This is a genomic window from Streptomyces sp. NPDC059398 (assembly GCF_042751845.1).
In the GTDB taxonomy this organism is placed as follows: Bacteria; Actinomycetota; Actinomycetes; order Streptomycetales; family Streptomycetaceae; genus Streptomyces.
In genome coordinates this window covers 163,112-180,207 of the sequence record NZ_JBHYWP010000001.1, presented here as the reverse complement: position 1 = coordinate 180,207, position 17,096 = coordinate 163,112, and the positions used below count along the sequence as shown (strand labels likewise).

The following is a 17,096-nucleotide window of genomic DNA, read 5'->3' as shown; positions in this document are numbered from 1 at the left end:
CCCGTTCCCAGGAGGTGACGACCATGGCCACAGCAATCGCCGAGTCCGACGACCGGACCGATGTGACCCACGCGGCCCGTATCGGCCACGTCTCGAAGTCCTTCGGCGGACCCGCCGGGCAGCCCGTACTCGACGACATCACCCTCGACGTGGCGCCGGGCGAGTTCGTCACGCTCCTGGGGGCGTCCGGCTGTGGAAAGTCCACCCTGCTCAATCTGGTCGCCGGACTCGACGCACCGACCTCGGGGACCATCACGACCCCGGGCGGGCGGCCCGCGCTGATGTTCCAGGAGCACGCGCTGTTCCCGTGGCTGACCGCGGGCAAGAACATCGAGCTGGCGCTGCGGCTGCGGGGCGTGCCCCGGGCCGGCCGGCGGGACGAGGCGGAGCGGCTGCTCTCCCTCGTACGTCTCGATGGCGCGTACGCCAAGCGGGTGCACGAGCTGTCCGGCGGGATGCGCCAGCGGGTGGCGCTGGCGCGGGCGCTGGCCCAGGACAGCCAACTGCTGCTGATGGACGAGCCGTTCGCCGCGCTCGACGCCATCACCCGCGATGTGCTGCACGACGAACTGACCCGGATCTGGCGCGAGACGAGCGTCTCGGTCCTCTTCGTCACCCACAACGTGCGCGAGGCGGTGCGGCTCGCCGAGCGGGTGGTGCTGCTCTCCTCGCGTCCCGGCCGGGTGGCGCGCGAGTGGGCGGTGGACATTCCGCATCCGCGCCGGATCGAGGACTCCGCGGTGGCGGAGCTCTCGGTGGAGATAACGGAGCAACTGCGTGGGGAGATCCGCCGACATGGCCGACACTGACGTCAGGACGGACGAGCTGGCCGGCCTGGAAGCGGGCCTGGACGCGCTCGACACCGTACGGGTGGACCGGGTCCCGGTCCGTCAGGTGCTGGTGGGGAAGGTGCTGCCGCCCGCCCTTGCGGTGGTGCTCGTACTGGTGGTCTGGCAGCTGCTGATCTGGGCGAAGGTCACCGACAGCTACAAGCTGCCCTCGCCCGGCCAGGTGTGGGGTGAGGTCTCCGACGCCTGGGCGCAGGGCACCCTGCTCGGCTATATCTGGACGAGCGTCTCGCGCGGTCTGCTGGGCTTCCTGCTGGCGCTGGTGATCGGCACCCCGCTGGGACTGCTGGTGGCGCGGGTGAAGTTCGTCCGCGCGGCGATCGGCCCGATCCTCTCCGGGCTGCAGTCCCTGCCGTCCGTCGCCTGGGTGCCGCCCGCGGTGATCTGGCTGGGGCTCGACGACACCATGATGTACGCGGTGATCCTGCTGGGCGCGGTGCCCTCGATCGCCAACGGCCTGGTCTCCGGCATCGACCAGGTGCCGCCGCTCTATCTGCGGGCCGGCCGGACGCTCGGCGCGTCGGGTCTGCGCGGCACCTGGCATGTGGTGCTGCCCGCCGCACTGCCCGGCTATCTGGCGGGTCTGAAGCAGGGCTGGGCGTTCTCCTGGCGGTCGCTGATGGCCGCCGAGATCATCGCCTCGTCGCCCGATCTGGGCGTGGGGCTCGGACAGTTGCTGGAGCAGGGCCGGGAGACCAGCAGCATGTCGATGGTCTTCCTGGCCATCTTCCTGATCCTCATCGTCGGTATCGCCATCGATCTGATCGTCTTCAGCCCGCTGGAGCGTCGTGTGCTGCGCAGCCGCGGTCTGTTGGTCAGGAGCTGACGCGGAATGTACGACGACCGTCCGGTCCTGCTCGTCGTCGCGCACGGCAGCCGCGACCCCCGGCATGCGGCGACCGTCCACGCGCTGGCCCGGCGGGCGCGTTCGCTGCGTCCCGGGGTCCGGGTGGAGACGGCGTTCCTGGACTTCGCCGCGCCGTCGGTCCCGCGGGTGCTCGAACGGCTGGCGTCCGACGGCGTACGCGATGTGGTGGCGCTCCCCCTCCTGCTGACCCGGGCCTTCCATGCCAAGTGGGACATCCCGGGGGTGCTGCGCGAGGCACCGGCCGGGATGCGGATACGCCAGGCGGAGGTGCTCGGCCCGTCCCCGCTGCTGCTGACCGCGCTGGAACGGCGGTTGTACGAGGCGGGGCTCAGCCCCTCCCAGAGGCGCTCGACGGGGCTGGTCCTGGCCTCGGCGGGCTCCACGGACCCGGAGGCGATCGCAGTGATCGCTGAAATTGCGCGGGAGCTGCGGAACACCGGTTGGTGCGCCGTGCGGCCTGCGTTCGCCTCCGCTGCCCTGCCCCGCACCGAGGACGCGGTGCGTGAACTGCGGGCCTGCGGTGTCGGCCGGGTCGCGGTGGCGCCCTATGTCATCGCACCGGGCCGACTGCCGGACCGTATCGCGGCGGGGGCGCGTGCGGCCCGCGCCGATGTGCTGTCCGGGGTGCTGGGCGCCGGCGGAGAGCTGGCCCGGCTGCTGCTGACCCGCTACGACGAGGCGCGGACGCGTGAACCTGCGGCCCTGAGCGCCTGATATCCGCTTGCCCGGCCTCGTGCCGTCCGGCCGCAGCGCGTACGCGGTAGCTGCGGACCGGTGAACCAGCCCGGCGGGCCACTTGGGGCGCGATTCGGTGGGCCACCGCGGTCGGCCGGACTCAGCGGCGCTCCTCCTCGGCCACCAGCGCGGCCAGTTCGGCGACCGGCATGGAGCCCGCGGGCCGGCGTTCCCGGGCGAAGGCGTTCGCCACCCGCTGGAGCACCGCGTTGACCGGGGTCGGTACGCCGTGCTCCCGCCCCAGCAGGGCGATCTCGCCGTTGAGGAAGTCGGCCTCGATGGTGCCGGTGCCCCGGCTGAGGCTCTGCCAGGAGGAACCGCCGCCGCGCGGCTGCCCCTCGACCGGCAGCAGGGTGATCTTGTCCCCGCGGATCCGCTGCTGCTCATCGGCGCTCGCCGCCGCGATCCCGGCTGCCGCGTAGACCGCGCGCCCCTCGGCCTCCGCCTTCCTCTGGAGCTCCTCCATGACGACGTCGACCTCGGGGTCGGCGCCGTACAGGCCGCAGGCCGCCTGGAGTGAATTCACCAGGTTCGAGAGGAGTTTGGCGTACTTCCAGCGCATCACGTCCGCGGCGACCGGTGCCTCGAAGGGGGCCTTCTCCAGGTCCGCCGAGATCTGCTCTGCGGTGCTGTCCGCGCCCGAGGGGTAGCGGCCGATGTGCAGTATCCCGCTGAGCGGTGAGCCGGCCGCCGCGACGGAGCCCGGCTCCAGGAAGGTGGCGGGCAGCCAGACGCACATGCCGTACACCCGGCGGAAACGGCGCAGGGCCAGGCGTTCGCTCTCCACGCCGTTCTGCGCGCAGACCAGGGGGAGCACATCGGCCGCCGTCGCACCGGTCCCGGCCACCGGGCGCGGGCCCCAGGCGTCCAGGGCGGCGACGCTGTCCTGTGTCTTCACGGTCAGGACCAGGACGTCATCGGGACGCAGTTCCACCGCCTCGGGCCCTTCCGCGACCGGCAGGGCGAGTGTGCGGGTACCTTCCGGGGTCGCGATCCGCAGTCCGCCGTCCCGCAGTGCCTCGTAGTGCGCCCCGCGGGCCACCAGGACCACGTCGCTGCCGCTCTCGGCAAGCCGTCCGCCGATGGTGCCGCCCACGGCACCCGCCCCGATGATGATGTAGCGCACCGTAGCTCCGTTGTCATGTCCGCAGGCCAGGAGGGCGCCGGACCTGACGACCCCGTTGCAGCATAGCCATCCGTCTCACCCGGTTCCGAGCGCGGGGAGGGGCGCGACCGTGGCCCGGCCGTGCGCCGAATGGGGCTTATTCGGCGCTTACTTCCGTGGCTTCCTTCGCTTTTCCGGCCAGATGTGACAAGTACTCAGGTGTCAGCTACTTGTATGACAATCACCCCGGCTTGAAGGAGCTTCGCGTGACCACCACCAGCCCCTCCTCCCCTCTCGTCCCCGCCGCCCGCACGAGCATGGCCGCCCTGGCCGCCCTGGCCCTCGCGGGAGTCTCACTGGTCGGAGCCACGTCTGCCGCCGCCGCCCCCGGCGACAGCGGCGAGCTGCGCATTCACAAGCCGGGAATGAGCGCGAGCGACTCCCGGAACGAGACCAGGGTCTGCAGGTTCAACCTGGCTGCCGCCAACTTCGGGCCGGACCTGGCGGCCATCCCGTGGACGATCAAGCCGGCCCCGCCGAACCCGAACCTGCCCTCCCTGGTCAGCAGTCTCCCGGTACTGAACGGCAGCGGAACCACCACCAACCTCACGCTCCCCAACGGCCAGTACCAGCTCACCTACACCGCGCCGGGCGCCGCGTCGAAGAGTTTCAGAGTCGACTGCCCCCGAGGCCACTCCGGGAGCCCCGCGGTCAGTCACGGGACACCGTCCGGCGCCGTGCACGCCGGGGGCGGCGGTGTTCCCGACCTCCGGAGCACCGCGGCCGACACCGGCTCCCCCGTCGGGCCCCTGCTCGTCACGGGCGCGCTCGGAGCAGCCGGGCTGATCTTCGTCCGCCGTGCCCGCCGTCGCGTCCATGGTGCGGCGTAACCCGCCCCACCGCCGCCGGGGACCAAGCCGCGCCTGCCGTCTCTCCATGACGGCGAGCGTGACGTTCTCGCTGGTGACCGGTGTCGTCTGGGCGTGCAGCGATTCGCCCGACGCACCGCCGGTCACCAGCGCGGCGACCGCACCGCACCCCGGTCCGCCCGCTGCCGCGGCACACGCGCCCCTGCCGCCCGCGGCGCCGACGAAGCTGGCCATTCCCTCCCTGGTCATCGAAGCGCCGGTCATCCGGCTGAAACTCGACCGGCAGGGCCGGCTGAACACACCACCGATGAGCAGACCCCACGAGGTCGGCTGGTACCAGGGCGGTCCGGCCCCCGGGGCGACCGGCACATCGGTGATCGTCGGGCACCGGGACACCCGCACCGGAGCCGCCATCTTCCTGAACCTGAACGCTCTGCACCCCGGTGATCTCGTCGACGTCACACGCGCCGACCACCGCACGGCGGTCTTCACCGTCGACTCGGTGAAGACGTACAAGAAGAAGGACTTCCCCGACGCCAAGGTCTACGGCAACACCGGCCGGCCCGAACTGCGGCTGCTGACCTGCGGCGGCACCTTCGACAAGAAGAGCGGCTACGGGGCAAACGTGGTCGTGTTCGCCCATCTTGAGAACGTCAGGCCCCCGCACGCCGGAAGGGCCTGACCGGGGAGGCGGGGCCGGGAAGGCGCGGTCGGGAAGGCGCGGTCGGGATGTACGTCCGGGAGGCACGGTCGGGATGTACGTCCGGGAGGCGCGGTCGGGAAGGCGCGGTCGGGATGTACCTCCGGGAGGCGCGACCGGGGAGACGTGACCGGAAAGACATGACGGCCGCCCTTGCGACGTCCGGGCCCCTCAGCCGCTCACGGATGGCCGGGGGGCCTTCCGCATGCCCGCTCCGCACGGCGCCATCGGCCCCCCTGGACCGTCGGCGGCCCGGCAGCCGGGCAGGTCGGCTCGCCGTGGCAGGAGGGTAGGATCCGGTGTGTCGGCCCGGACACGATTACCGCCGACCAGCCGGCCTGAACAGGCGCCCTCCCTGACCGGGATCGCCTCGGTGCAGAGCCACTGCCGACTCCCCGACCGCGCGTCGGCGGATGTCCGGGCGGTGTGCGGGACGCACGGCCTCGCCCCTCTGCCCCGGTTCCCGCTGCCCCGGCACGCCGGCCCGCGAGGCCCACCGGTTCTCGCCCCTGGAGGGGCCGCGCCCGACCGAGCAAGAGATGGATGAAGGAGCTGAACGACCTGTGAGCACCGTCGTGATCCGTGCGGACGACGTCGATTTCGTACGGGACGGGAACCTGCTGCTCGACTCGGTCTCCCTGACCGTGCACAGCGGGGAGCACTGGGCTCTGCTCGGTGCCAACGGCGCCGGCAAGTCGACCCTGCTCGGGCTGCTGGGCGCCGTGACGCACCCGACCCGGGGGAAGGTGGAGATCCTCGGCCGGACGCTCGGCCGGGTGGACCTGCGGGAACTCCGCTCTCACCTGGGGCACATCAACCCGCGCCATCCGCTGCACTCACCGCTTCGGGTCCGTGACGTCGTCCTGACCGGTCTCACCAACTCCATCGAGCCCGTGCCGCGCTGGTCGCCGACCGATGAGCAGCTCAAGCGGGCCGACCGGCTGCTGACCATGCTCGGCATGGGCGGCGACAAGGCGGACTCCCGGTGGCCGACCCTGTCGCAGGGCGAGCGGGGCCGGACCCTGATCGCCCGCGCGCTGATGCCGAGCCCCCGTCTCGTCCTGCTCGACGAACCGGCCACCGGACTGGACCTGGCCGCCCGCGAGCAGCTGCTGACCAGCCTGGACGAGCTGCGCGCCGAGCACCCGGAGCTGGCGACGATCCTGGTCACCCACCATCTGGAGGAGCTTCCCGCGTCCACGACGCACGCGATGCTGCTGCGCGACGGCGCGTGCCTGGGCTCGGGGCCGGCCGACGAGGTGCTCACCACCGACCAGGTCAGCAAGTGCTTCGACCACCCGGTGCGGATCACCCGCACGGACGGCCGCTGGGCGGCCCGTTCCGAACGGGCCGCACGGCACTGACGGCGAAATCACAGCGGGCCCGTCTCAGCCGCCGGTCATCTCCACCAGCTTGAGCACGGTGTTCCAGTTGCGGGAGGTACCGGTGACCCCCTTGTTCGCGGCGGGCCTGTTCAGGGCCTCCGCGAGCTTGGAGCGGCCGAGACCCTCCGGGGCGTACAGATAGAGCACCCGGTCGCCGAGCCCGAACTCCTCCGGCAGGTACGCCTGTCGGTCGATGCCGGTGAACCGCTCGGGCCCGACGGGGCCGGAGAAGTAGGTGGCGTGCAGCTGCTTGCCCTGGAGCCCGGCCGCCGGGAAGGGACAGCCGTCGGCCACGGCCCGCAGATAGGCGTGGTCGCGGACGAGACAGTCCACCGTGAAGCCGAAACGGTCCGCGATGGCCCGTTCCACCCCGGCCGCCAACTCGTCCTCGCCTGACGCCTCGCTGCTGAAGACGGCGTTCCCGCTGTTGAGGTACGTACGGACATCCCCGTGGCCGAGCCCGGTGAGCAACTCCCTGAGGTCCGCCATGGGGACCTTCCTGTTGCCGCCCACATTGATGCCGCGCAGCAGTACCGCGTATCTGGTCGTCATGGGACGAACATAGACGGCGCGATTCCCCCGGGGGCCGCCTTCCGGCGGGCGGCCGCCCGGTCATGGCTTCGTTCCCGCCGGGCCGCCTACCGGGCGGGCGGCGCGGGCAGTTCCGCCTCGATGAGGTCGGCCGCACGGCGGGTGCCGCCCTCCTCCGCCATCGCGGCGCCGATACGCGCCAGCCGCCCGGCGACCTCCGGATCACCGGCCACATCGAGCACCGCTTCACGCAGCGTCGCCGCGGTGACGTCCGCCATCGGGAGATGCCGGGCGACGCCCAGCGACTGGAGCATGTCCGCGTTGGAGAACTGGTCGACGGCCTGCGGGACGGCGACCATCGGTGTCGCCGTGGCCAGCCCCTCCTGGCTGCCGCCCGCTCCGGCATGGGTGAGGAAGGCGTCGGCCTGCCGGAGCACGGCGAGCTGCGGGACCCAGCGCGCCACCTCGAAGTTGGCCGGAACCTGGCCCAGTTCGGACACGTCGACGTGCTTGCCGATCTGCAGCACCACATGCCAGCCGGGCAGGTCCCCGAAGGCCGCGATGCACTCGCGGTAGAAGCCCGGCTGCTTGGTGAAGGTCGAGCCGAGCGAGACGAGCAGCACCTTCCCGGCGTCCGTCGGCCGCTGCCACTCCCCCTGGTCCCTGCGGTCGCCCTGGCAGGCACCGACGAAGGTGTATCTGGTGTCGTCCACCCGGTCGCCGTAGGGCTGCATCGCGCGCGGGATGAGGACGATGCTGCGGCGGGGACGTCCGACGAACGGGTCGGGGTCCTGGCCGATCCCGTTCTCATCGAGCCAGGCGCGGAAGCGCGCGTAGTAGGCCCGGCCCCGCTCGGTCGCCATCAGCTGTGCCCTCCTCGGCTCGCCGACCTCCTCATCCGCCCCCTCCCAGGCCACCAGGTTCGGGGAGAGCGAGATGTCGGGGACGCCCCAGCGGCGGGAGAGCACGATCGCCGGGTACGCGGTGATGTCGTGCAGGATCAGATCGGGCACGCCCACCCCGTCCGGCCCCTCGTGGGCCTCGATCAGCTGAGGCAGCACGGCGATGGCGTCGCGGAGGAACGGCTCGATGTTGTCGATCAACTCGGTGCCCCAGGCCGCTGGGTCGTCGTCGGTGGGCAGGGTCGAGGTGTAGACGACGGGCTCGGCACCGGTCTCCGCCACCTTTTCGGCGAAGGACGCCGGGATCGCGTAGGTGACGCGGTGGCCGCGGGCGACGAGTTCCCTGATCACTTCCAGACTCGGGTTCACGTGCCCGGCGGCGGCGATGGAGAACATGGCGATATGGGCACGCTTCGGTGAGTTCATGCCACGACGGTAGGCGAGACGAGACGTCTCGTGCAACTTATTTCGGCGGCCCGTGGAGCCCGCCCCCGGGGATGCCGGGCTCCTCCTGCGCGGATGCGAAACTTGGCCGTGCCGAACGAGAGCGGGAGACAGCACATGGACGAGTCAACGGCGCGGGACATCCTGCGGACGGCAGGTCTGGCCCAGGACGCGGAGCTGCTGGCGCTGGGCGAGAACGCGGTCTTCGCGGACAGCGGACTCGTCGTCAAGGTGGGCCGGGCCCCGGAGCTGCTGGAGCGGGCGGAGCGCGAACTGGCCGTGGCGGGGTGGCTCGCCGACGCGGATGTCCCGGCGGTGCGCGCGGCCGAGCCGTCGCCCCGGCTGGTCGGCGGGCATCCGGTCACACTCTGGCACCGGCTCCCGGAGGCGGTCCGCCCGGCCGCACCCGCGGACCTCGCGGAGCTGCTGCGCTCCGTCCACGCGCTGCCCGCCCCCGCCTTCACACTCCCCCCGCGCGAACTCCTGGGCGGGGTCGAACGGTGGCTGCGGCTCGCGGGGGACGCCATCGACCCCGCGGACGCGGACTACCTCCGCGAGCGCCGTGACGGCTTCGCATCGGCCGCCGCCGCACTGACACCCCGTCTGCCCCCGGGTCCGATCCACGGCGACGCGCTGCCGCGCAACGTCCATGTCACCCCGGACGGACCGGTCCTGGTCGACCTGGAGACGTTCTCGTCCGACCTGCGGGAACACGACCTGGTGGTCATGGCCCTCTCCCGGGACCGCTACGGGCTGCCCCCGCAGGCGTACGACTCCTTCGTCACCGCCTACGGCTGGGACGTCCGCGAGTGGGAGGGCTGCGCGGTCCTGCGCGGCGCCCGCGAGACGGCAAGCTGCGCCTGGGTGTCCCAGCACGCCCCGGCCAACCCCCGCGCCCTCGAAGAGTTCCGCCGCAGGGTGGCGTCACTGCGCGAGAACGACCCCGGGGTCCGCTGGTATCCGTTCTGAGTCGCAAGCGGCTCCGCACGGATCCGCTCGCGGACCCAAGTGGCTCCCCACGGATCCGTCCAGGGCCCGAGTGGCTCCCCGGATCCGCTCCAGGGCCCGAGCGGCAGCCTCAGTTCCGTCCGCGCGCCCCGGAGCCGGCCCGGCAACAGGGGTGGCGAGCGGGTCACCGGCTCCTGGGGATGACCGGCCAGGCCGGCTCGACGACCGCCGCCGGGTCGGCCGTGCGCCGGAGGTAGGCCTGCAGCGAGGCCGACTGCTCGGCCGCCGCCCGTATCTGAAGGCCATGCAGATCCGCTAGTGGCATCGCCCCGACCGGCTGGTGCGTCTCCCCCATGCGGCGCACCACCCGGGCGGCGGCCACCGCGTCCGCGCTCGCGTCGTGCGCGTCGTCCAGCTCCACCCCGTAGTAGGCGCACAGCGCGTGGAGGGCGCGCTTGCCCTTGCGGTACTTGTCGACGTGCTTGTCGATCACCAGCGGGTCGATGACGGGCGAAGGCGCCGCGCCGAGCCGCTCGCTGACCGATGCCACCCCATGGCGCCGGCACTCACGGTCGAGCAGCGACAGGTCGTACCGCGCGTTCATCACCACCAGCGGCACCCCCGAACGCAGCACCGCGGCAACGGTACGGGCGATCTCCTCCACGGCGGAGGCCGCCGGCGCCCCGTGGGTCCGGGCATGGTCCGTCGAGATGCCGTGAATCGCCGCGGCCTGCGCGGGTATCACCACACCCGGGTCGATCAGCCACGTGCGCTGCTCCTGGACGCCCCCGTCCGCGCCCAGCCGCACGACGGCCGCCGTGACGATGCGGTCCGTCTCGACATCGGTGCCGGTCGTCTCCAGGTCGAAGCCGACCAGCGGTCCCCGGTGCCAGCTCATGGCGGCCCTCCTTCGTGGTACGTCCCCCAAGTGGTCACCACCCTCGCATGCGCCACTGACAGCGGGACCGGCCACCCGGTCCGCCAGGTCAGCCCCGTCCACCGGAACGGTCGGGAGCGGCGGCACCCACGGCAGCCGGGCGGCGGATCAGGACACCGGCCGCGAATCGCCCCACACGGACTCGAACTCGTCCCGGTACGTCTCGAAGAGGCCGTGCTCCGCGTCCTGCCCCTGCCTGACCACCGCGCGTCCGCCGCCCCTGAGTACCAGGACCGGCGCCTCCATCCCACGCGCCCTGCGCAGATACGACTGGACGACCGCGAGACCGTCCGCGCCGTCGCCGTCGACCAGACAGGCCATGAAGCGCGGCGTCTCGTCGAACACATGGATCTCGAAGGCACCGGGGTCCCGGAGCCTGGACCGCACCCGGCGCATGTGCAGGATGTTCGTCTCCACCGCGCGGCTCAGCTCACCCTTCTTCAGCCCCAGCTCCCGCTCGCGCCGTTTGACCGCGCTGCTGGCCGGGTTGAGGAAGAGCAGCCGGACCCGGCACCCCGACTCGGCCAGCCGGACCAGCCGGCGGCCCGAGAAGTTCTGGACCAGGAGGTTCAGTCCTATCCCGATCGCGTCGAGCCTGCGCGCCCCGCCGAACAGGTCCTCGGCGGGGATCTGCCGCTGGAGCCGTACGCGGTCCGGGTGGACCCCGATGACATCCGCGTACCGGTCCCCCACCAGGTCCTCGACCGCGTCCACCGGGAGGCGTTCGGCGGACGGCGCGCCCGACCCGCCGCCCAGAATGTCCAGCAGCCGCGACGAGGCCCGTTCGGCCTGGGCCAGCACCGCCTCGGAGAGCGCCCGGTTGCGGGAGACCACGTTGCGGGTGACCTCCAGCTCGTCCAGGGCCAGTTCCACATCGCGCCGGTCGTCGTAGTACGGCTCGAAGCACGGCCAGTGCTGGACCATCAGTTCCCGCAGCTGAGGCAGGGTGAGGAAGCTGAGGACGTTGTCGTCGGCCGGATCGAGCAGATAGCCCTTGCGGCGCGAGACCTCCCGTACCGCGACGGCGCGCTGCACCCACTCCTGGCCCGCCGGGCCCGCCGCCGCGACCACCCAGTCGTCGGCGTGCACCGGTTCGTAGATGGGACGCAGCACCGCGGCCACCACCGCGCGGAGCCGCTGCTCGACCAGGTTCAGCCAGATGTAGGCACGCCCGGCCCGCTGGGCGCGGGTCCGCACCTCGTTCCAGGCGCCGGCGTCCCAGTCGAGTTCCGCCCCGATCTCCATGGGCCGCGCCAGGGAGACCGCCCCGGGTGGGACACCTGTGGAGCCCCCGTCGTGACCCGGGTCACCTGGGGGCAGCTCCAGCCCTCCCGAGCCCACCCGCGTACCGCCTTTCACTCCCCCTGCAACGATCAAGGAAGGGTACTCCGCGCGCGGGATCCGGTGCAGCCCGATGCGCAGGCTCCTTTCCCAACTCCCGTATTCGTGGTGACCGTTCCCCGTGACCGGACGGGGCCGAGTGAGGGGATTCATAGTGGTTCGTGGCGAGGACGCGCGGACACGGGTGAGTCGGCGCCTGATGTGGAAGAGTCGTGCCCATGCAGGTCTGGCCGGGACAGACATACCCGCTCGGCGCCACGTACGACGGCGCCGGGACCAATTTCGCGGTCTTTTCGGAGGCCGCCGACCGAATCGAGTTGTGCCTGCTGCACGACGACGGCTCAGAGACGGCGGTGGAGCTGAGAGAGACGGACGCCTTCGTCCGCCATGCCTATCTGCCCGGCATCATGCCGGGCCAGCGGTACGGATTCCGGGTGCACGGCCCGTACGCGCCCGAGAGCGGGCAGCGGTGCAACTCGGCGAAGCTGCTCCTCGATCCGTACGCCAAGGCGGTGAGCGGCGAGGTCAAGTGGGACGAGTCGGTGTACGGCTACCACTTCGGCCGGCCGAACTCGCGCAATGACCTGGACTCCGCCCCGCACACCATGGCATCGGTGGTGGTCAACCCCTACTTCGACTGGGGCGACGACCGGCTGCCGCGGACTCCGTACCACGAGACCGTGCTCTACGAGGCCCATGTGAAGGGCCTGACCATGCTCCATCCGGCGCTCCCCGACGAGATGCGCGGGACGTACGCGGCGCTGGCGCATCCGGCGGTCATCGAACATCTGACGGGTCTCGGGGTCACCGCGCTGGAGCTGATGCCCATTCACCAGTTCGTCAACGACCACCGTCTGGCGGACAGCGGGCTCTCGAACTACTGGGGCTACAACACCATCGGGTTCTTCGCCCCGCACAACGCGTACGCCTCCTGGGGCGACCGCGGCGAACAGGTGCTCGAATTCAAGCAGGCGGTACGAGCGCTGCACGAGGCCGGGATCGAGGTGATCCTCGACGTGGTCTACAACCACACCGCCGAGGGCAACCACCTGGGTCCGACGCTCTCCTTCCGCGGCCTGGACAACGCCTCCTACTACCGTCTGACGGACGATCCGCGCTACTACATGGACACCACGGGCACCGGCAACAGCCTGCTGATGCGCTCTCCGCACGTGCTCCAGCTGATCATGGACTCGCTGCGCTACTGGGTCACCGAGATGCACATCGACGGTTTCCGCTTCGACCTGGCGGCGACCCTGGCCCGTCAGTTCCACGAGGTGGACCGGCTGTCGTCCTTCTTCGATCTGGTCCAGCAGGACCCGGTGGTCTCCCAGGTGAAGCTGATCGCCGAACCGTGGGACGTGGGCGAGGGCGGCTACCAGGTGGGGAACTTCCCGCCGCTGTGGACCGAGTGGAACGGCAAGTACCGCGACACCGTGCGGGACCTGTGGCGGGGCGAGCCCCGGACGCTCGCGGAGTTCGCCGGGCGGCTGACCGGCTCGTCGGACCTGTACCAGGACGACGGGCGGCGCCCGCTGGCCTCGATCAACTTCACCACCTGCCACGACGGGTTCACGCTGCACGACCTGGTGGCGTACAACGACAAGCACAACGAGGCGAACGGCGAGAACAACCGGGACGGCGAGAGCCACAACCGGTCGTGGAACTGCGGCGCCGAGGGCGAGACCGACGACCCCGGTGTACTGGAACTGAGGGGCCGCCAGATGCGGAACTTCATGGCCACACTGCTGCTCTCGCAGGGGGTGCCGATGCTGAGCCACGGCGACGAGTTCGGCCGCACCCAGCACGGCAACAACAACGCGTACTGCCAGGACAGCGAGCTGGCCTGGGTGCACTGGCCCGGCCCCGGGGGACCGGCGGCGGACCAGGAGGTCCCAGGAGGCGGCTCCGGCCAGGACGGCACGGAGAGCGCGGAGGGCGCGGAGGGCCAGGACAGCACTGACAGCACGGAGAGCACCGGCACGGACCGCTCCGGAAGGAGCGCCTCCGGCGGCCGGGGCGCGAACAGCACCCTGCTGGCCTTCACCCGGGCGATGGTGGCGCTCCGGCGCGAGCATCCCGTCTTCCGGCGGCGGCGCTTCTTCCACGGCCGCCCGGTGGAGGGCACCCACGACGACCTCTCCGACATCGCCTGGTTCACCCCGGAGGGCGAGGAGATGGTCCAGCGCGACTGGCAGGCGGCGCACGCCAAGGCGCTGACGGTCTTCCTGAACGGGAACGCCATCTCGGAGCCGGGGACCCGCGGTGAGCACATCGCCGACGACTCGTTCCTGCTGATGTTCAACGCGGGCGCGGAGGAGATCGAGTTTCTGGTGCCGGTCAACCACGGCAGACAGTGGGAGGTCGTCGTGGACACCGCCCATGAGGACGGAGTGCCTCCGGGCCCCGGCCCCAAGGTGGACGCGGGCGACCGGCTCGCGCTGATCGGGCGGAGCCTGACCGTACTGAAACGGCCGGCCTGACACGCCGGGGGTGACAGGGGACCGCCGAAACGGGGTACGTAGGTTCCCATGACGCCCACCGCGACGTACCGGCTTCAGATCCAGCCGCAGTTCCCGTTCCCGGCCGCCGAGGCAGCGGTGCCCCGGCTGGCCGCCCTCGGTGTCTCGCACCTCCATCTGTCCCCGGTCCTCGACGCCGTGCCCGGCTCCACCCACGGTTACGACGTCGTGGACCACACCCGGATCCGCGACGAGCTGGGCGGCGAGGCCGGGCTGCGCGCGCTGGCGCACACCGCGCGCACCCATGGGCTCGGTCTCGTCGTGGACATCGTGCCGAACCATATGGCGGCGGCCCCGCGGTTCAACCGGCCGCTCTGGGAGGTGCTGCGCGAGGGCCCGGTCTCGCCGTACGCGCGCTGGTTCGACATCGACTGGGAGTCGGGCGGCGGCAAGGTGCTGCTGCCCGTCCTCGGCCACCGGCTCGGCGACGAGCTGGAGCGGCTGCGGGTCGACGGGGACGTGCTGCGCTACTACGACCACGCCTTTCCGCTGCGCGAGGGCACGGCGCGGCTGCCGCTGCCCGAGCTGCTCGACGCCCAGTGGTACCGCCTCGGCTGGTGGCGGCTGGCCCGTACCGAGCTCAACTACCGCCGCTTCTTCACCATCTCCGACCTGATCGGGGTACGCGTCGAGGACCCGGCCGTCTTCGACGCGACCCATGCCAAGATCCTGGAGCTGATGGACGACGGCGTGATCGAGGGGCTGCGCGTCGACCACCCGGACGGACTGGCCGACCCCGGCGCCTATCTGCGGCGGCTCGGTGAGGCGACGGGCGGCCGCTGGACCGTGGTGGAGAAGATCCTCACCGGCGACGAGCGGCTGCCCGCCGACTGGGCGGTCGCCGGGACCACCGGGTACGACGCCCTGCACCGGATCGACGGCCTGTTCACCGATCCGGCGGGCGCCGCCGAGCTGGTCCGCCACTACCGGGAGTACGCCGGGCCCGCCGGCGACCGGGGCGGGCACTGGGAGTCGACGGTCCGCCGGGCCGCGTACAAGGTCATCACCCATGAGCTGGCGGCCGAGACCACCTATCTGGCCCGCACGGCGGAGCGGATCTGCGCGGCCGACCCGGCGCTGCGCGACCACGCGCCGTGGGCGCTGCGGACGGCGCTGCGCGAGCTGCTGGTCCGGATGCCCGTCTACCGGCCCTATGTGACCGCGGGCGGGCCGACGCCCGACATCGCGGAGGCCACGCTGGATCCGGAGACGGTACGGCAGGCCGCCGCGTCCTTCACCGTGGCGGAGGAGTCGGCCGTCGTCGGTGTCGTACGGGATCTGGCGCTCGGCAGGCTGGGCGGCGGCCCCGACCGGGCCGCGTTCTGCGCCCGGTTCGCGCAGACCGCGTCCGCGCTGCGCGCCAAGTCGGTCGAGGACACCGCCTTCTACCGCTACACGCCGCTGGTGTCGGCGGGCGAGGTGGGCGGTGATCCGGGAGCGCCCGCGGTGAGCCCGGCGCGCTTCCACGCGTTCTGCGCCCGGACGGCCCGCGACTGGCCGGCCGGCGGGACGGTGCTGACCACGCACGACACCAAACGCAGCGCCGATGTCCGGGCGCGGATCGCGGTCCTCACCGAGTGCCCGGAGCACTGGGCGGACCTGCTGGGGCGGCTGACCACTCCGGCGCCCGATCCGCAACTGGCCTGGGTGGCCTGGCAGACCGTGTTCGGCTTCGGGCTGCCCGACCAGGAGCGGCTCGGCCCCGCGCTGCTGAAGTCGGTGCGCGAGGCGGGGCTGCACACCAGCTGGACCGAGCAGGACGCCGGGTACGAGCAGGCGGTCGACGACTTCACCGCTGCGGGTCCCGCGGGCCCCGCGCAGTCGGCGGTCGCCGAATTCGCCCGCGGGCTCGGTCCGCACGTACGGGCCAACACACTCGGCGCCACCCTGGTCCATCTCACGATGCCCGGGGTGCCCGACGTCTACCAGGGCACCGAGGGCTCGTACATCGCACTGGTGGATCCGGACAACCGCAGACCCCCGGTGCCCGTCGACCCGTCGGACGAGAAGCTGGCGCTGACCACCACGGCGCTGCTGCTGCGCCGGGACTGCCCGGAGGTGTTCGGCGAGTCCGGGACGTACCGGCCGCTCGAACCCGAGGGGCCCGCCGCCGGCCACTGTCTGGCCTTCTGCCGCTCGGGGGAGGTGGTCACGGCGGTGACCCGGCTCTCCCTGCGGCTGGAACAGGCGGGTGGCTGGCGGGACACGGAGCTGCCGCTGCCCGCCGGGGTGTGGCTCGATCTGCTGGCGCCCGAGCGGGAGTTCACCGGGCGGGTCGCCCTGGGCGAGCTGTTCGCGGTACGGCCGGTGGCACTGCTCAAGCGGGTCGCGCCGGCGGGCTCGGGGTGAGTGGGCCCGGTGCCCCTCGGCCGGAGGGAGCGTGGCCGGTCACTCCGATGAGAGCCGGAAGTGGATGCGGCCGAATCCGACCGCGTCGCCGTCGCGTACGACGACCGCGCCGGTGACCCGGTGTCCGTTGACCGTCGTACCGTTGGCCGAGCCCAGGTCGCGCAGCACCCAGAGGCCGGCCTGGAGGCCGAGTTCGGCGTGCAGGCGCGACACCGTCTCGTGGTTCAGGCGCAGGCCGTTGACCGGGTCGCGGCCTATCCGCAGCGGGTACGGGCCCGGGGCGGGCAGGCGCAGTTTCGGCAGCCGTTCGGCGGCCCAGGCCCTGCGCATCCGTCCGGGGAAGGCCGACACCTGGCCGACCGCGCCCAGCAGCCGCTGCGACCAGCCCCGGCCGCTCTCCAGGTCCGCGGTGAGGGCGGTCAGTTCGTCGGACCTGCGGGCGGCGAGGGCCAGTTCGGTGCGGCGCACGAAGGTGTCATGGGACAGCCTCCCCTGGACCGCGCCCTCCTTGAGCACTCCGAGCACCCGGTCGCGCTCGGCGTCGGAGAGCCGGGCAGGGACAGCCATAGGTGGCTCGTGGGCGGGCGCCGGGGAGTCTGAGGAGGACGTCAC

At 72.1% G+C, this 17,096-nt stretch carries 15 protein-coding genes; 9 read left to right on the top strand and 6 right to left on the bottom strand.

What is annotated here, in order from left to right; all coding sequences use genetic code 11:
- Positions 1–23: 23 nt before the first annotated feature.
- The 3 genes from ACFXBC_RS00840 to ACFXBC_RS00830 are packed head-to-tail and all read left to right on the top strand — an operon-like array spanning position 24 to position 2,430.
- Positions 24–809, top strand: a complete 786-nt coding sequence (locus tag ACFXBC_RS00840; protein ID WP_385016875.1) for an ABC transporter ATP-binding protein — start codon at positions 24–26, stop codon at positions 807–809.
- On the top strand, positions 796–1,674 hold the full coding sequence (locus ACFXBC_RS00835; RefSeq protein ID WP_385016872.1) for an ABC transporter permease: 879 nt from the start codon (positions 796–798) through the stop codon (positions 1,672–1,674). Before ACFXBC_RS00840 ends, ACFXBC_RS00835 begins: the two co-directional genes overlap by 14 nt.
- A gap of 6 nt (positions 1,675–1,680) precedes the next feature.
- Entirely contained in the window at positions 1,681–2,430 is a 750-nt protein-coding gene (locus ACFXBC_RS00830; protein ID WP_385016870.1) for a sirohydrochlorin chelatase, read from the top strand.
- A gap of 121 nt (positions 2,431–2,551) precedes the next feature.
- On the opposite strand, the gene ACFXBC_RS00825 is transcribed toward ACFXBC_RS00830, so the two are convergent.
- Positions 2,552–3,577: a ketopantoate reductase family protein gene (locus tag ACFXBC_RS00825; protein ID WP_385016867.1), complete on the bottom strand. Its 1,026-nt coding sequence runs from the start codon at positions 3,575–3,577 to the stop codon at positions 2,552–2,554.
- 245 nt (positions 3,578–3,822) lie between these two features.
- Here ACFXBC_RS00825 and ACFXBC_RS00820 point away from each other — a divergent pair, with 245 nt between their 5' ends.
- From ACFXBC_RS00820 to ACFXBC_RS00810, 3 genes are all read left to right on the top strand, one after another.
- A complete protein-coding gene (locus tag ACFXBC_RS00820) occupies positions 3,823–4,446 on the top strand; it encodes a hypothetical protein (RefSeq protein ID WP_385016866.1) in 624 nt (207 codons plus the stop codon).
- A 46-nt stretch (positions 4,447–4,492) separates the two neighbouring features.
- Positions 4,493–5,107, top strand: a complete 615-nt coding sequence (locus tag ACFXBC_RS00815; RefSeq protein WP_385016863.1) for a class F sortase — start codon at positions 4,493–4,495, stop codon at positions 5,105–5,107.
- A 557-nt stretch (positions 5,108–5,664) separates the two neighbouring features.
- A complete protein-coding gene (locus tag ACFXBC_RS00810) occupies positions 5,665–6,489 on the top strand; it encodes an ABC transporter ATP-binding protein (RefSeq protein ID WP_385016861.1) in 825 nt (274 codons plus the stop codon).
- 24 nt (positions 6,490–6,513) lie between these two features.
- On the opposite strand, the gene ACFXBC_RS00805 is transcribed toward ACFXBC_RS00810, so the two are convergent.
- Together ACFXBC_RS00805 and mgt are read right to left on the bottom strand one after the other, a co-directional pair.
- Positions 6,514–7,062, bottom strand: a complete 549-nt coding sequence (locus tag ACFXBC_RS00805) for a DUF1697 domain-containing protein (protein ID WP_385016858.1) — start codon at positions 7,060–7,062, stop codon at positions 6,514–6,516.
- A gap of 86 nt (positions 7,063–7,148) precedes the next feature.
- Positions 7,149–8,369, bottom strand: coding sequence for a macrolide-inactivating glycosyltransferase (gene mgt, locus ACFXBC_RS00800; protein ID WP_385016856.1), 1,221 nt, complete (start codon positions 8,367–8,369; stop codon positions 7,149–7,151).
- A gap of 135 nt (positions 8,370–8,504) precedes the next feature.
- Between mgt and ACFXBC_RS00795 the strand changes: the two genes are divergently transcribed.
- Positions 8,505–9,356, top strand: coding sequence for a phosphotransferase enzyme family protein (locus tag ACFXBC_RS00795; RefSeq protein WP_385016854.1), 852 nt, complete (start codon positions 8,505–8,507; stop codon positions 9,354–9,356).
- 163 nt (positions 9,357–9,519) lie between these two features.
- Here the strand turns inward: ACFXBC_RS00795 and ACFXBC_RS00790 are convergent, their stop codons facing one another.
- Both ACFXBC_RS00790 and ACFXBC_RS00785 read right to left on the bottom strand, forming a co-directional pair.
- A complete protein-coding gene (locus tag ACFXBC_RS00790) occupies positions 9,520–10,233 on the bottom strand; it encodes a 3'-5' exonuclease (protein ID WP_385016852.1) in 714 nt (237 codons plus the stop codon).
- Between the two features lie 147 nt (positions 10,234–10,380).
- Positions 10,381–11,613: an SAV2148 family HEPN domain-containing protein gene (locus ACFXBC_RS00785; RefSeq protein WP_385016849.1), complete on the bottom strand. Its 1,233-nt coding sequence runs from the start codon at positions 11,611–11,613 to the stop codon at positions 10,381–10,383.
- 218 nt (positions 11,614–11,831) lie between these two features.
- Here ACFXBC_RS00785 and glgX point away from each other — a divergent pair, with 218 nt between their 5' ends.
- The gene (gene glgX / locus ACFXBC_RS00780) at positions 11,832–14,096 is read left to right on the top strand and encodes a glycogen debranching protein GlgX (protein WP_385016846.1); all 2,265 of its coding nucleotides are present in this window, start codon (positions 11,832–11,834) and stop codon (positions 14,094–14,096) included.
- Positions 14,097–14,144: 48 nt separating this feature from the next.
- Positions 14,145–16,484 (top strand): malto-oligosyltrehalose synthase, encoded by a 2,340-nt coding sequence (treY, locus tag ACFXBC_RS00775; protein WP_385016843.1) that lies wholly within the window; start codon positions 14,145–14,147, stop codon positions 16,482–16,484.
- A 39-nt stretch (positions 16,485–16,523) separates the two neighbouring features.
- On the opposite strand, the gene ACFXBC_RS00770 is transcribed toward treY, so the two are convergent.
- Complete coding sequence (locus tag ACFXBC_RS00770) at positions 16,524–17,051, bottom strand: FHA domain-containing protein (protein ID WP_385016840.1); 528 nt, start codon at positions 17,049–17,051, stop codon at positions 16,524–16,526.
- Positions 17,052–17,096: the final 45 nt, after the last annotated feature.